Source organism: Pseudomonas fluorescens, assembly GCF_000730425.1.
In the GTDB taxonomy this organism is placed as follows: Bacteria; Pseudomonadota; Gammaproteobacteria; order Pseudomonadales; family Pseudomonadaceae; genus Aquipseudomonas; species Aquipseudomonas fluorescens_X.
The window spans coordinates 5,400,937-5,413,655 of the sequence record NZ_CP008896.1; the positions used below are offsets into that span (position 1 = coordinate 5,400,937).

A 12,719-nucleotide genomic window follows, 5' to 3' on the forward strand; every position below is an offset into this window, starting at 1 on the left:
AATACCGCACACTTCTGGGCTCTTTATGAACTATCCATAAAGAAGGGCATCTTTTAGCTGATTGGCTCGATGTAATCCAGTGGTGGCGGATTATGCCCCAAGCGCGAGTTGTATAGGGTCAGTCGTCAAATTCCATAAGGTCGGTCAGGAGAAACACCATGCAAGCAGCACAGACTATTCGATGGGGCTGGAAAGCCGCGGCCCTGCTACTGATCAGCAGCGTGCTGAGCGGTTGCGGCATCAACAAGATCCCGACCCTGGACGAACAGGTCAAGGCGGCCTGGGCCCAGGTGCAGAACCAGTATCAACGGCGTGCCGACCTGATCCCCAACCTGGTGGAAGTGGTCAAGGGCTACGCAGCCCATGAGCAAGACACGCTCACTGCCGTGATCGAAGCGCGGGCCAAGGCGACCTCGATCCAGGTCGATGCCAGCACCCTCGATAACCCAGAAAAACTCAAGCAGTTCCAGCAGGCCCAGGAAGGCCTGAGCGGTGCCCTCAGCCGCCTGATGGTGGTGTCCGAGCGCTATCCGGACCTCAAGGCCAACCAGAACTTCCTGGCCCTGCAATCGCAGCTCGAAGGTACGGAAAACCGCATCAGCGTGGCCCGTCGTGACTTTATCGCCGCTGTGCAGGCCTTCAACACCGAGATCCGTACCTTCCCTGGCCGCCTGTGGCACAGCGTGATGTACAGCGACCTGCCGGTGCGCGCCAACTTCGAGGCCACCAGTGCCGATGCCGATAAAGCGCCGCAAGTGAAATTCTGATGACCTGGCGTGCAGGGTGGCTGGCGGCGCTGCTGCTGGCCGTGAGCCTGACTGCTCAGGCGGCTCCGGACTTTCCGGCGCTGACTGGGCGTGTGGTCGACAACGCGCAGATGATCGACCCGCCGGTGCGTGCGCAACTGAGCCAGCAATTGCAGGCGCTGGAGCAAACCAGCGGCGATCAGATCGTGGTGGTCACGGTGCCCGACCTGCAAGGCCTGCCCATTGAAGACTTCGGTTATCAACTGGGCCGGCACTGGGGCATTGGCCAAAAGGGCAAGGACAACGGCGCGCTGTTGATCGTGGCCCGGGACGAGCGCCAGTTGCGCATCGAAGTGGGCTATGGCCTGGAAGGCGTGCTCACGGATGCGCAGTCGTGGGTGATCATCAACCAGGTGATCGCGCCCAAGTTCAAGGCGGGCAATTTCACCCAGGGCATCAGCGACGGCGTGGCGGCCATGATCCAGGTGGTCGGCGGTGAGCCGTTGGCCGTGCCGGCCCATGTGGCAGACCCTAACTTCGCCAAGGACAACCCGGCGTTCTCCATCGGCCTGTTCATTCTGTTGCTGGTGGTGTTGTGGCTGTGTAACCGCATGGGCCTGCCGGTGGGCGCCATTTTGCTGGCCATTCTCAGCAGCAGTGGGCGTGGCGGCGGAGGCGGCGGGGGTGGTGGCTTCAGGGGCGGCGGTGGCGGTTTTGGCGGCGGCGGGGCTTCGGGTGGCTGGTAATGACAATAACTAAAGAGCATCTACAACCATGGCTTTACTGACAGAACACGAGCAGCGCCAGGTCGCCGAAGCGATCGCCAGGGTCGAGCAACAGACCGACGCCGAACTGGTGACCGTACTGGCCGCCCGCGCCGACGACTACGCCTACATACCGCTGTTGTGGGCCAGTGTGGTGGCGTTGGTGGTACCGGGGATCGTGCATTACCTGTCGGGCTGGTTGACCATGCACACCTTGCTGCTGGCGCAATGGGCGACGTTTATCGTGCTGTGCCTGGTGTTCCGCCTGCCGGCGATCACCACCCGCCTGATCCCGCGCTCGGTACGGCATTGGCGCGCGTCGAACCTGGCACGCCGGCAGTTCCTGGAGCAGAACCTGCACCACACCCTGGGCAGCACCGGGATGTTGATTTTTGTCAGCGAGGCCGAGCGTTATGTGGAGATCCTGGTGGATGACGGAATTTCCCAGCGGCTGGATGACAGCCGTTGGGATGCCATCGTCAGGACGTTTACCCAGCAGGTGAAGCAGGGGCAGACGTTGGCTGGGTTTATCGCGTGTATCGAGGCCTGTGGCGAACTGCTCAAGGTGCATGTGCCGCAGACCCACACCCGTAACGAGTTGCCCAACCGCCTGATCGTCCTCAAGTAACCTGTGGCCACCACCTTCTGTAGGAGCTGGCTTGCCAGCGATGCAGGCACCTCGGTGTATCAGTCACACTGAGTTGATGCTATCGCTGGCAAGCCAGCTCCTACAGATGGTGGGGCTGCATCATTTTGAATGGCGCTGACCGTTGGGCAAATAACTCCGTGCCCTGAGCCCTCATCCCCCCTAAAATGCCCGGCATTCCCTGCCCGAGGCGTTTTTGTTCATGTCTGTCACCGCTAAACCTGCCAGCCCCGCGCCGGATCACCATGCCCAGTTCATCGAGCTGCTGCGCGCAAGCCTTGAGCAGAACGCCTTTATCAAGCTGGTGCTGGCCAAGTACGTGGGCGATGAGGCAGATCTGCAGCGCTTGATCATCAAGCCCGTGGCGGTCAAGGAGCAGGCGTGCCTGTCCTTCGTCTATCGCTACAAGACCCGTGACATCACCAAGAACTTCTCCCTGGCAGAGGGCGTCGCGACCATTGCCGCGCTGTTGCCGGCCTCGTTCAAGAACGCCCATTTGTTGTCCCTGGACGACGAAGCGCAGTTGGAATACAGCAAGAAGAACAAAAGCTCGCTGTTCAAGAGCAAGCCCCAGCAGCTGCGTGAAGCACCGTCCGCCGAGCACAACCGCGAGAAGCACCGCTTCCTCGACCTGAACCGACCCTTTCTCGCCGACCTGGGTGTAACCAACGCCAAGCACGAGTTGATCCCGGCGATGTCGCGCAAGTGGAAGCAGATCAACAAGTTCATCGAGGTGTTCAGCCATGCGCTGACCTCATCCCCCTTGCAACTGGACCGGCCGGTGCAGGTCGCGGATTTTGGTTCGGGCAAGGGCTACCTCACGTTCGCTATCCACGACTACCTGCGCAACACCCTCAAGGCCGAGGGCCAGGTGACGGGCGTGGAGTTGCGTGAAGACATGGTGAGCCTGTGCAACACCGCTGCCGCCCGCCTGGAACACCCGGGGCTGGTGTTCAAGTGCGGTGACGTGCGCAGCGTGGCACCCAGCGAACTGGACGTGATGATCGCCCTGCATGCCTGCGACATCGCCACCGACTACGCGATCCACACCGGCATCCGCTCCGGGGCGTCGATCATCATGTGCTCGCCGTGCTGTCACAAACAGATCCGCTTGCAGATCCAGAGCCCGGCACTGCTCAAGCCGATGCTGCAATACGGCCTGCACCTGGGCCAGCAGGCAGAAATGCTCACCGACAGCTTGCGCGCGCTATTCCTGGAAGCCTGTGGCTATGAGACCAAGGTGTTCGAGTTCATCTCCCTGGACCACACCAACAAGAACAAGATGATTTTGGCGGTCAAGCGTGCCGAGCCTTCGGATAACGCGCAGTTGCTGGAGAAAATCCGCGAATTGAAGGCGTTCTACCAGATCAGCGAGCACTGCCTGGAAACCCTGCTGCGGGCCGATAATTACCTGCCCTGAAGACAATGTGGGAGCGGGCTTGCCCGCGAAAGCGGTGGATCAGCCAATACATACGGCGACTGACCCACCGCTTTCGCGAGCAAGCCCGCTCCCACATTTAGAGTGTATGCGGCTTGGGAACGGGCGCAGCCTGCACGGCTGTCTTGCGCCCCAGCATCACCGTCACGATCACCCCGCAGGCAAACAGCCAGGTAATCGGCTCAATGTGCTCGCCAAAAAACAGCGCGGAAAAGGCAATGGTGAAAAAGATCTGCAGCAGTTGGATCTGGCTGACCCGTGCGATCCCGCCCATGGCCAGCCCGGCATACCAGGCAAAGAATCCCAGGAACTGCGAGAACAACGAGACGTAGCCAAACGCCCACCAGGTGCGGGCCGAGATGGCGCCTTCATGTTGCAGCGCAAGATACGTCACCGGCCCGATCAACAGCGGTGTCGACAGCACCAGCGCCCAGCAGATCACCTGCCAGCCGCCCATTTCCTTGGCCAGGCGGCCACCCTCGGCATAACCCAAACCGCCCACGGCAATCGCCCCGAGCATCAGAAGGTCGCCGGCCTGGATGCTGCCGGCCCCCGTGATCAACGCATAACCGAGCACCAGCGCACTGCCCAGCGCCGCGCAGGCCCAGAAGGCTTTTGACGGTCGCTCATGGGACAACCACGCCGCATACAACGCGACGCACAGCGGCTGCAGGCCGTTGACCAGGGCGCCGTGGGAGGCGGGCAGGGTTTGCATGGCCCAGGCCGACAACACCGGGAAGCCGAGGATCACCCCGGCAATCACCAGTGTCAGGCCGCGAACCTGGCGCCAGGTCGGCCAGGCTTCGCGGCGCCACAGCAACAGCAAGGCCGCTGGTACCGCCGCGAACAGGGCGCGCCCCAGGCCATTGAGCAAGGGATGGATTTCCTGCACCACGATGCGAGTGAAGGGCAGGGTCAGGCTGAAGATGATGACGCCGAGCAGGCCGAGGGCCATGCCGGTGTTTTCGCGCGAGTTCATGGGCACAACCGGATCGAATGGGCTGGAAGAGGCTGCCCATCTAGCCACAAAGCCCGCAGGGCGCGGGCTTACAGCTGGGTGCAGATTGAACCGTACAGTTCCTGTAGGCGCCGGCTTGCCGGCGATGGCGTCCTTAAAAACAACGCTGGCTCAAGGGCCTCATCGCCGGCAAGCCGGCTCCTACAGGGTCAGAAGAACCGGGTCACGCTGATCTTGGCGTTGCGTCCGACGCTGGTGGCGCTGTCGCCACTCAAGGCTGGCATGTAGCTGCGGTTGAACAGGTTATCGACGGTGAAGTTGACTTCGGTGCCCTTGAGGTACGCCTGTTGCGGCGTCCATTTGGCGAACAGGCCCTGGGTGTCGTAGCTGGCGTTGGCGTATTGGTCGTAAAACCGGTCGCCGAAGCTACTGTTCAGGCCACTTGAGTATTTGTCACTGGGCAGGCGATCGGTCTTGCGCACGAACTGTCCTTGCCAGCCCACTTGTGCGTCCCACGCGGGAATCTTGGTACCCAGCACGGCGACCCACTTGGCCGGTGGAATGTCACGGGCCCAGACGTGAATGTCGCTGGCCCACGGGTTGGTGTAAGGGTTTTCGCGTTTGCCGGTGGCCCACGAGTAGCTCAGGGAGCCGAACAGATAGGTCGAGTCGTAGTAGCCCTCGAGCTCGAAGCCCTTGATGGTCATGCTGCCGATGTTGCGGTAGTTGGTTTTCGACGCCATGTCGGTGCAGACGTCGGCGATGGAGCCTTTTACGTAGTTCTGTTCCCGGCAGCCGAGGCCGGTGGCCTTGAAGATCTCGTCCTCGATTTTGTTGTGGAACAGCGTCGTGCGCAGTTGCAGGCTGTCGCCGCCGGCAATCACGTTGGCGAAGCTGGTGATGTTGCCCACGGTGATGGCGGTGATGCGCTCCGGGTCGAGGTTGCGGCTGGTGGAGGTGCGGCTGCCCAGGCCCTGGACTTCGTATTGTTCGTCGATGACCGGCGCGCGCCAGGTGCGGCTCCAGTTGGCGAACAGCACCACGTCCGGGGTGACTTTCCAGAACGCCGCCAGGCGTGGCGACCAGCCGGCATAAGTGCGGTCGCTATAGTCGTGGCCGAAGGCCGGGTCGGGGTTGCTGTAGTACGGCGCATCGTTGGCTTTGCCACGGTTGACCACATGGTCATAACGCAGCGACGGGGTGATGGTCACGTCGCCCAGGGTCACGGCGTCCTGGATATAAAACGCATGGGTATCGACCTTGCCGTGGGGCATGAAGGCTGGCTGGAAGTGCCCGTAGTTGTACTTGGGCGTGTTGTAGGTGGCGCCGGGCATCCAGCTTTCGGTGTCGCGAATGTGCTTGCGGATCTGCACCCCGGTGGTCAAGGCATGGTCCAGCGGGCCGCTGTTGAAGCGGCTGATGTTGCGCAGCTCAAGGATCTTGTCGGTGTAGGCGGTATCCATCTTGCGCCCGCCAGAGGACAGGCCGATGACGGCCGTGGCGTCGCGCTCGTCGGTCTGGTCGGTGTTGGACTCCGAGTAGCTGAGTTTCATGTCGATCAGCGGGTTGTCCAGGGGCTGGTATTCGTACTTGCCCGACCAGGTGGTATCGACGGTTTGGCGGTTGGCCAGGAAGCGCCTTACGGCAGCGTCGTAGCCATAGCGGTCGATCTCGGCCTTGCGCGGTGGCGATGGATAGCTTCTGGCCGAAAAAGGTGTCCAGCGTTCGCTGTTGGCCCGGGAGTAGGAGAAACCGAGGCTGTGCTCATCGGTGAGGTACATGTTCAGTTTGAACAGTTGGCCGTTCACATCCTGGGCACTGTTGGGCAGGCGCTGGGGGTTGATCGGGTATTCCTTGCTGTCGTAGTCACGGGCTGCGGCCAGCTTCATATCGCCGCCGTCGCGCTTGGTCAGGTAGGCCAGGGCATCGATGCGGCCATCTTCGGTGCGGCCATACACGGCGCCGCTGTAGACCTGTTCATGGTCGTTGCTGGCATACCCGTACTTGAGCATCGCACCGCTGTTGCGCCCGTCCTTGAGCAGGTCTGGCGCATCCTTGGCGATCATGTTGACCGTACCGCCAAACCCGCCGTTACCGGTGAAGGCCGAGTGCGGGCCTTTTTCCACCTCGACGCTCTTGATCATCTCGGGCTCGATAAACACGGTGCCCTGCTGATAGCGCTCGAAACCGCTTTTGGTCGCGCCATCGACGGTCATTGGCACATCTTCGGCTTCGCCCATCCCGCGAATGTTGATGATCTGGCCGCCCGGTTTCATCGAGCCGCCCATGGTCACTCCCGGCAGCGTCTGCACCAGGCTGGCGATGTTGTTGGGCTGCAGGCGGTCGATGTCGGCCTGGGACAGGGTGGAGCGGCCGACGGTGCTGGCGTCGACTTCGTTGCCGGTACCGATCACGCTCAAGGCGTCCAGCTGCACGCTGGCGCTGTTGGTGGTGCGGCTTTCCTCGGGGCGCACGACATAGGTGCTGCCTATTTTGATCAGGGTGAACTCGCCGGTCTTGAGCAGGGTACGGATCGCCGCTTCGGGGGTGAACTCGCCGTTGATCGCGGGCGCCTGGATATTCTTCAACAGGTTTTCATCGAACAGCAGCTGGATTTTTGCCTGCTGCGCGACCTGGCTCAGGGACGTGGCCAGGGGTTGGGCAGGCAGTTGCAGTTTGAACGCGTCGGCCTGGGCCGTGAGGCTGACGGCCAGGCAGGCGGCGATGAGTGTCGGTCGAAGAAACAGGTGCTGGGCAAGGCAAGGCGCGCGAAACATGAAATCCCCCAAGGCGGCTCAATAGCCAAAAAAGGCATGCGTATCAAACGCAGACCGGAGGAAGACGCGGCAGGGAAAAAAATCCTCACATGCGAATGCAAAATATTCTCAAGTAATGCTACTTGCGCGCTTCGATACGCAGGTTGCCGTCATCCAGGGGCACGGTTTTCACGGGTAGCAGGGCAGGCAGGGCATTGAGCAGTGCGTCCGGGTCATTCACATCAAGGTTGCCGGAAATTTTCAATTGCGCCACCGGGCCATCAGCCAACACCACGGCCTTGGACCGGTACAGGCTCAGCTCATCCAACAGGCTGGCCAGTTCGCGGTTGCGAAAGGACAAGTGCCCGCTGCGCCAGTCGGCAACTTCGCCAGCGGCCAGGGTCTGTTGCTGAACGGAGCCCTTGGCGTAGCTGTAGGTCGCCCGCTGTTGGGCACCGAGCATGACGGCGCTGGCTTTAGGGTCGGGGGCGAAGGCGACCCGCCCGTGGGCCACACTGACCACCAGTTGCTGCTGGCTGCGACGCACATCAAACGCGGTACCCACCACCCGCACATCGGCTTCGCCAGCGCGCACGAACAGTGGTCGCTCCTTGTCGGGGGCTACCTCCACGTATAACTGGCCCTGGTCCAGATGGATCACGCGGCGATGGGCATCGAAGTCCACCTGCAACTGCGTGCTGGCGTTGACGTACAAGGTGCTGCCGTCCGGCAGGTCCAGGGTGCGCATGCCTTTGTCCTGCGCCGCGACCTCGGTGTGATAGAGCCCGCGCGGGGCGCCCAGGTTACTGGCGAGCAAGGCGCAGACCAGTGCGGCTGCCACCGCCAGCGCCGGGCGCCAGGGAGCCGCTTTGCGTGTAGGCAAGGGCACGGGTTTGTTCAGTTGTTGCAACTCACCCAGGTCGGCCCACAACTGTTCGAATTCGGCGTAGGCGCGTGCATGGGCCGGCACGGCGTGCCAGGTGGCGAAGGCCTTGCGGTCCAGCGTGCCGACTTCGTCGCGATTGCGCGCAAACCAACTGGCAGCCTGGGCATCGATGGTGTCGTGCTCATCCATTTCGTGGCCGTCGCGGTTGCTCAAGCGGGTCATTCTGGCTGCTCCTTGCCCGGGTCTTTTTGAAGTCGCTGCTTGCAGTGCAGCAGGGCAAAGGCGATGTGCTTTTCCACCATGCTGATCGAAATGCCCATGCGCTCGGCAATCTGCGCCTGGCTCAGGCCTTCGAAGCGGTGCAGCATAAGGGCTTCTCGCCTGCGGGGCGAGAGTTCGGCGAGGACTTCTTTCAACTGTGCCAGGCGTTGGAGGCGTTGAGCGGCGGCCATGGGATCGTTTTGCTCGTCGGTGACAGGCTCGGCATCCCATTCGGCCTGTTCATGATGGACGCTGTGCCGCACCTTCTGTTTGCGCCAATGATCACGCAGCAGATTGCGTGCCATCTGAAACAGAAAGGCCCGTGGCTGCTCGACCTTGCCCCGGTCGCGGTAGTCCAGCCATTGGGTAAAGACATCCTGGGTCATGTCCGCCGCGTCGCTGGCGTTGTCCGTGCGTTTGCGCAGGTAATGCAGGATATCTGCATAGAACCCGCGACAGGCATCGGCCGACAACGGGTCGGGCTTGAAACGAGGCATGGATATCCTTCTTGACGCAGCACGCTGCAGAAAAGTCGCGAATGATATCGAGAATTATTGCTATTTGTCTCCATGAAAATGCGTATATCACATGCAGGAGCCGGCTTGCCGGCGATGGGGCCCTTGAGTCATACGTGGTTTTCAAGGACGCCATCGCCGGCAAGCCGGCTCCTACAGGGGGAGGGTTAACCCAGGGTTTTCAGAAGCTCCTGCAGACGGGTGCAGCCTTCTGCATCCAGCGGGAACACCGGCAAGCGTGGATTACCTACTTCCAGCCCGGACATGCGCAGGCCAGCCTTGATCGTTGCTGGCAAGCCACCCTTGAGGATGAAGTCCAGCAACGGCAACTGGCGATAAAACACGTCGCGTGCCCGATTCAGGTCATTGGCCAAGATCGCCTGGTACAGGTCCAGATTGAGTTGCGGGATCAAGTTCGGTGCGGCGGTGCACCAGCCCCTGGCACCCGCAGCAAAGGCTTCCAGGGCCAGCGGGTTGCAGCCGTTGTAGAACGGTAGCTGGCCTTCACTCAGACGATACAACTGGTGCATGCGCTGGATATCGCCAGTGCTTTCCTTGACCATCGTGACGTTGTCGACGCTGTCGACAATGCGCATGATCAACTCCACCGACATATCCGTGCCGCTGGTGGCCGGGTTGTTGTAGAGCATGATCGGCACACCGATGCTGTCGCCGATGGTGGCGTAGTGCTTGAGGATCTGGGCGTCACTGAGTTTCCAGTACGACGCCGGCAGCACCATGACCACATCGGCGCCGTGGGCTTCGGCGAAGCGCGCACGGCGTACGGCATTGGCGGTGGTCAGGTCGGAGACGCTGACGATGGTCGGCACGCGCTTGGCGACTTTTTGAATGCTGTAGGCGCTGACTTCCTCCCATTGCGCATCGCTCAAGTAAGCGCCTTCACCGGTGCTGCCCAATGGCGCAATGGCGTGCACGCCGCTGTCGATCAAGCGGTCGATCGAGTGGCCCAGGGCGTCGAGGTCGACAATACTGCCGTCGGCGCTGAACGGGGTGATGGTGTAGCCGATGATGCCGTGAATAGTAGGGCTGGACATGGAATGTCTCCGGTCGAAAAAGGCTTCAGTTCAGGCAATCGGCGTGTTGGCGCAGGTTCTGCCGAGCGTAGTAGTTGAACGCGGCGCCGTGGCGCTTGGGCTTGGAGATCCAGTCATGGGCCTCGCGTCCCAACTGCGGCAGGATCGGCTTGACGGTTCCGGCGGCCATGGCCAGTAGTTGCAGTTTGGCCGCCCGTTCGATCAATAGTGCGATCACGCAGGCTTCTTCGATGGTGCTTCCGGTAGACAGCTGGCCGTGGTGGGACAGCAGGATGGCGCGCTTGTCGCCCAGGGCGCAGGTGATGATTTCGCCCTCTTCGTTACCCACCGGCACACCCGGCCAGGCTTCGAGGAATGCGCAGTCTTCATACAACGGGCACAGGTCCATGTGCGACACCTCCAGCGGCACTTCCAGCATCGACAGCGCGGCGATGTGGGTCGGGTGGGTGTGGATGATGCAGTTCACATCCGGCCGGCCACGGTACACCCAGCTGTGAAAACGGTTGGCCGGGTTGGGCATGCCGTGGCCTTCCAACACTTCCAGGTCTTCGTTGACCAGCAGCAGGTTGCTGGCGGTGATTTCATCGAAACCCAGGCCCAGTTGCTGGGTGTAGTAGGTGCCAGGCGTCGGGCCACGGGCAGTGATCTGCCCGGCCAGGCCGGAGTCGTGGCCGTTCTCGAACAGAATGCGGCAGGTCAGGGCCAGCTTTTGCCGGTCGGTCCACGTATTATCCGCCAGGGTACTTTGCATCTGGGTCAGCGCTTGCTTGACCAGTTGTTCTTTGGAGAGTGCTAATGTCTTGGCCATATCGGTGTCCTTTGGGTGGTTCAATGGACGTCGATTTGCTGGTTCCCGCTGCTCGCAAGGTCGTTGGGTTCTGCAAATGACACGAAAGATGCTATATGACACTTTGTGTCATTGACAAGCTATAATCATCGAAACTTGTTTGGATTGATCGCTTCGCATGTCTATCCGTTTGAAATTATTGAGAAAAAAACTCGGTGTCACCTTGGAGGCCTTGGCCGAAAAATCCGGGATGACCAAGAGTTACCTGTCGAAAATCGAGCGTGGCCTGAACACGCCGTCGATTGCCGCCGCGCTGAAACTGGCCAAGGCGTTGAACGTCAAGGTCGAAGAGCTGTTCAGCGAAGACAACGTCAGCCTCGACAGCTACAGCCTGGTGCGCAGCCATGAGCGGCCTGACACCTCGCCAGGTTATGCGGTGCTTGCCCACCAGGTCAGCGAACGCAGCCTGCTGCCGTTCATCATCTACCCGCCGGCCGAATTCAGTGACAAGACCTTCAAGGAACACGTGGGGGAGGAATTTCTGTTTGTGCACGAAGGCCGGGTGGAAGTGGACTTCATGAACGAGCGGGTGCTGCTCGAGCGCGGCGACGCATTGCACTTCAATGCGCAAAAGCCCCACCGGATCCGCTCGGTGGGCGAAGTGCAGGCACAGTTGCTGGTGGTGGTACACAGCGCCGAAGAATAGGCCTGGAATGCGGTCAATGTAGGAGCTGGCTTGTGTGGGAGCGGGCTTGCTCGCGAAAGCGGAGTGTCATTCAACACATCCAGCGTCTGACCCATCGCTATCGCGAGCAAGCCCGCTCCCACATAGGGTCTCCAGTTAGGCTGGGATCAGTGCTCGACCGGCACCGACAGCGCCGGATTGCCCAGCGCATGACTGCGCGCCGCAAAGAACCGCAACTGCACCTCCATGTCTTCAAACAGGCCCGCGTAGCGGCGCTTCTGCTGCTGGATAAACCCTTCGCTGCGGCCAAATACCGAGATCGCCAGGGTCTTGATCCTCGAGCGGCGAATAGCTTCTACCAAGTGCCCATCCTGTTTGCCCAGGTGATGGCCGAAAATGCACAGCGCGCCTTCCTGTCCCAGCAACTGCCCATAGCAGAACGACAGGTAATCCGAACCGCGAATGCTCTTGAGCTTCTCGCTGCTGGCGCCTTCGTTGATAAACAGCGGCACGTCGTCGAGGGTCTTGAGGGTGTTGTTGATGGCAAAGCTGCTGAGCAAGGTGCTGTCGGTGGACGGCAATTTGCGCGCCGAACCATCCAGGTTGCGCACCAGATGCAGGCCACCATGCAGGTAAAGAATACGCGTCGCGGTGGTTGCGCTATCGCACAGGTCAAAGCGTGAGTCGGCGCCGCGAAACAGGTCGTCGATGCCCGGTGTATGCAGGATCGACCAGTAGTTGAGCAGGTCGTAATTGCTGGTGAACACCGTCTTGTAACTCGCCAGTTCCTGATGGATCGTGGCCAGGGTCGATGGCTGCACCAAGCGCCATGGGATATGGACGGCGTGGATGGTGTTGATCAGCGCTTCCTTGATCGCGTAGTAGCGATTACGTGGCGCGGCGGAACTGACGGCCAGGGCCTTGTTGACGCGGCTGGTGGTTTTCAGGGCACCCAGCACCTGCTCGAAGCTGCGGGTCTGCATCGCGTCAAACACACTCAGTTCGGAAGCGCTCAAGGGCTTTTCTTCCACCGTGCGTGCGTTTTCAAACAGTGAATCGTAGGCAAAGTCTTCCCACACCGCGCGACTGGCACCGTTGCCGATCAGGATGGCGGCAAAGGTGGTGCTGCTGCGCAGTGCGTTCCAGTCTTCAAGGGCGGCGTCGATATCCTGGAAATCCTTCATTGCGGCGGGTCTACTCAAAAACGGCTGGGCGATGACTT

General features: G+C 61.0%; 12 protein-coding genes. 5 read left to right on the forward strand and 7 right to left on the reverse strand.

Going from position 1 to position 12,719, the window contains the following annotated elements:
- The first annotated feature begins 158 nt into the window (after positions 1 to 158).
- From HZ99_RS24205 to HZ99_RS24220, 4 genes are all read left to right on the forward strand, one after another.
- Positions 159 to 767, forward strand: a complete 609-nt coding sequence (locus HZ99_RS24205; protein ID WP_029297013.1) for a LemA family protein — start codon at positions 159 to 161, stop codon at positions 765 to 767.
- Entirely contained in the window at positions 767 to 1,492 is a 726-nt protein-coding gene (locus HZ99_RS24210; RefSeq protein ID WP_038446586.1) for a TPM domain-containing protein, read from the forward strand. Before HZ99_RS24205 ends, HZ99_RS24210 begins: the two co-directional genes overlap by 1 nt.
- Before the next feature lie 28 nt (positions 1,493 to 1,520).
- Entirely contained in the window at positions 1,521 to 2,138 is a 618-nt protein-coding gene (locus HZ99_RS24215; RefSeq protein ID WP_038446587.1) for a TPM domain-containing protein, read from the forward strand.
- Positions 2,139 to 2,358: 220 nt separating this feature from the next.
- Entirely contained in the window at positions 2,359 to 3,576 is a 1,218-nt protein-coding gene (locus HZ99_RS24220) for a class I SAM-dependent methyltransferase (protein WP_038446588.1), read from the forward strand.
- Positions 3,577 to 3,673: 97 nt separating this feature from the next.
- On the opposite strand, the gene HZ99_RS24225 is transcribed toward HZ99_RS24220, so the two are convergent.
- The 6 genes from HZ99_RS24225 to HZ99_RS24250 form a co-directional block, all read right to left on the reverse strand.
- Positions 3,674 to 4,573 carry a DMT family transporter gene (locus HZ99_RS24225; protein WP_038446589.1) on the reverse strand — a complete coding sequence of 300 codons (900 nt, stop codon included), beginning with the start codon at positions 4,571 to 4,573 and terminating at the stop codon, positions 3,674 to 3,676.
- A gap of 188 nt (positions 4,574 to 4,761) precedes the next feature.
- The gene (locus HZ99_RS24230) at positions 4,762 to 7,329 is read right to left on the reverse strand and encodes a TonB-dependent receptor (RefSeq protein WP_038446591.1); all 2,568 of its coding nucleotides are present in this window, start codon (positions 7,327 to 7,329) and stop codon (positions 4,762 to 4,764) included.
- A gap of 118 nt (positions 7,330 to 7,447) precedes the next feature.
- On the reverse strand, positions 7,448 to 8,416 hold the full coding sequence (locus HZ99_RS24235; RefSeq protein WP_038446592.1) for a FecR family protein: 969 nt from the start codon (positions 8,414 to 8,416) through the stop codon (positions 7,448 to 7,450).
- Complete coding sequence (locus tag HZ99_RS24240; RefSeq protein WP_038446593.1) at positions 8,413 to 8,952, reverse strand: RNA polymerase sigma factor; 540 nt, start codon at positions 8,950 to 8,952, stop codon at positions 8,413 to 8,415. Before HZ99_RS24240 ends, HZ99_RS24235 begins: the two co-directional genes overlap by 4 nt.
- A gap of 185 nt (positions 8,953 to 9,137) precedes the next feature.
- Positions 9,138 to 10,025 carry a dihydrodipicolinate synthase family protein gene (locus tag HZ99_RS24245; protein ID WP_038446595.1) on the reverse strand — a complete coding sequence of 296 codons (888 nt, stop codon included), beginning with the start codon at positions 10,023 to 10,025 and terminating at the stop codon, positions 9,138 to 9,140.
- Positions 10,026 to 10,050: 25 nt separating this feature from the next.
- Positions 10,051 to 10,833 (reverse strand): aldolase, encoded by a 783-nt coding sequence (locus HZ99_RS24250; RefSeq protein ID WP_038446596.1) that lies wholly within the window; start codon positions 10,831 to 10,833, stop codon positions 10,051 to 10,053.
- Between the two features lie 157 nt (positions 10,834 to 10,990).
- Here HZ99_RS24250 and HZ99_RS24255 point away from each other — a divergent pair, with 157 nt between their 5' ends.
- Positions 10,991 to 11,518, forward strand: coding sequence for a helix-turn-helix domain-containing protein (locus HZ99_RS24255; protein WP_038446598.1), 528 nt, complete (start codon positions 10,991 to 10,993; stop codon positions 11,516 to 11,518).
- Between the two features lie 146 nt (positions 11,519 to 11,664).
- Here HZ99_RS24255 and HZ99_RS24260 read toward each other — a convergent pair whose 3' ends face one another.
- Positions 11,665 to 12,681: a DUF4917 family protein gene (locus tag HZ99_RS24260; protein WP_038446599.1), complete on the reverse strand. Its 1,017-nt coding sequence runs from the start codon at positions 12,679 to 12,681 to the stop codon at positions 11,665 to 11,667.
- Positions 12,682 to 12,719 lie beyond the last annotated feature (38 nt).

What these genes read in the sequence shown, in the direction of transcription:
- HZ99_RS24205 (WP_029297013.1), top strand. Translation starts at nt 159, where the DNA reads ATGCAAGCAGCACAGACTATTCGATGGGGCTGGAAAGCCGCGGCCCTG.
- HZ99_RS24210 (WP_038446586.1), top strand. Translation starts at nt 767, where the DNA reads ATGACCTGGCGTGCAGGGTGGCTGGCGGCGCTGCTGCTGGCCGTGAGC.
- HZ99_RS24215 (WP_038446587.1), top strand. Translation starts at nt 1,521, where the DNA reads ATGGCTTTACTGACAGAACACGAGCAGCGCCAGGTCGCCGAAGCGATC.
- HZ99_RS24220 (WP_038446588.1), top strand. Translation starts at nt 2,359, where the DNA reads ATGTCTGTCACCGCTAAACCTGCCAGCCCCGCGCCGGATCACCATGCC.
- HZ99_RS24225 (WP_038446589.1), bottom strand. Translation starts at nt 4,573, where the DNA reads ATGAACTCGCGCGAAAACACCGGCATGGCCCTCGGCCTGCTCGGCGTC.
- HZ99_RS24230 (WP_038446591.1), bottom strand. Translation starts at nt 7,329, where the DNA reads ATGTTTCGCGCGCCTTGCCTTGCCCAGCACCTGTTTCTTCGACCGACA.
- HZ99_RS24235 (WP_038446592.1), bottom strand. Translation starts at nt 8,416, where the DNA reads ATGACCCGCTTGAGCAACCGCGACGGCCACGAAATGGATGAGCACGAC.
- HZ99_RS24240 (WP_038446593.1), bottom strand. Translation starts at nt 8,952, where the DNA reads ATGCCTCGTTTCAAGCCCGACCCGTTGTCGGCCGATGCCTGTCGCGGG.
- HZ99_RS24245 (WP_038446595.1), bottom strand. Translation starts at nt 10,025, where the DNA reads ATGTCCAGCCCTACTATTCACGGCATCATCGGCTACACCATCACCCCG.
- HZ99_RS24250 (WP_038446596.1), bottom strand. Translation starts at nt 10,833, where the DNA reads ATGGCCAAGACATTAGCACTCTCCAAAGAACAACTGGTCAAGCAAGCG.
- HZ99_RS24255 (WP_038446598.1), top strand. Translation starts at nt 10,991, where the DNA reads ATGTCTATCCGTTTGAAATTATTGAGAAAAAAACTCGGTGTCACCTTG.
- HZ99_RS24260 (WP_038446599.1), bottom strand. Translation starts at nt 12,681, where the DNA reads ATGAAGGATTTCCAGGATATCGACGCCGCCCTTGAAGACTGGAACGCA.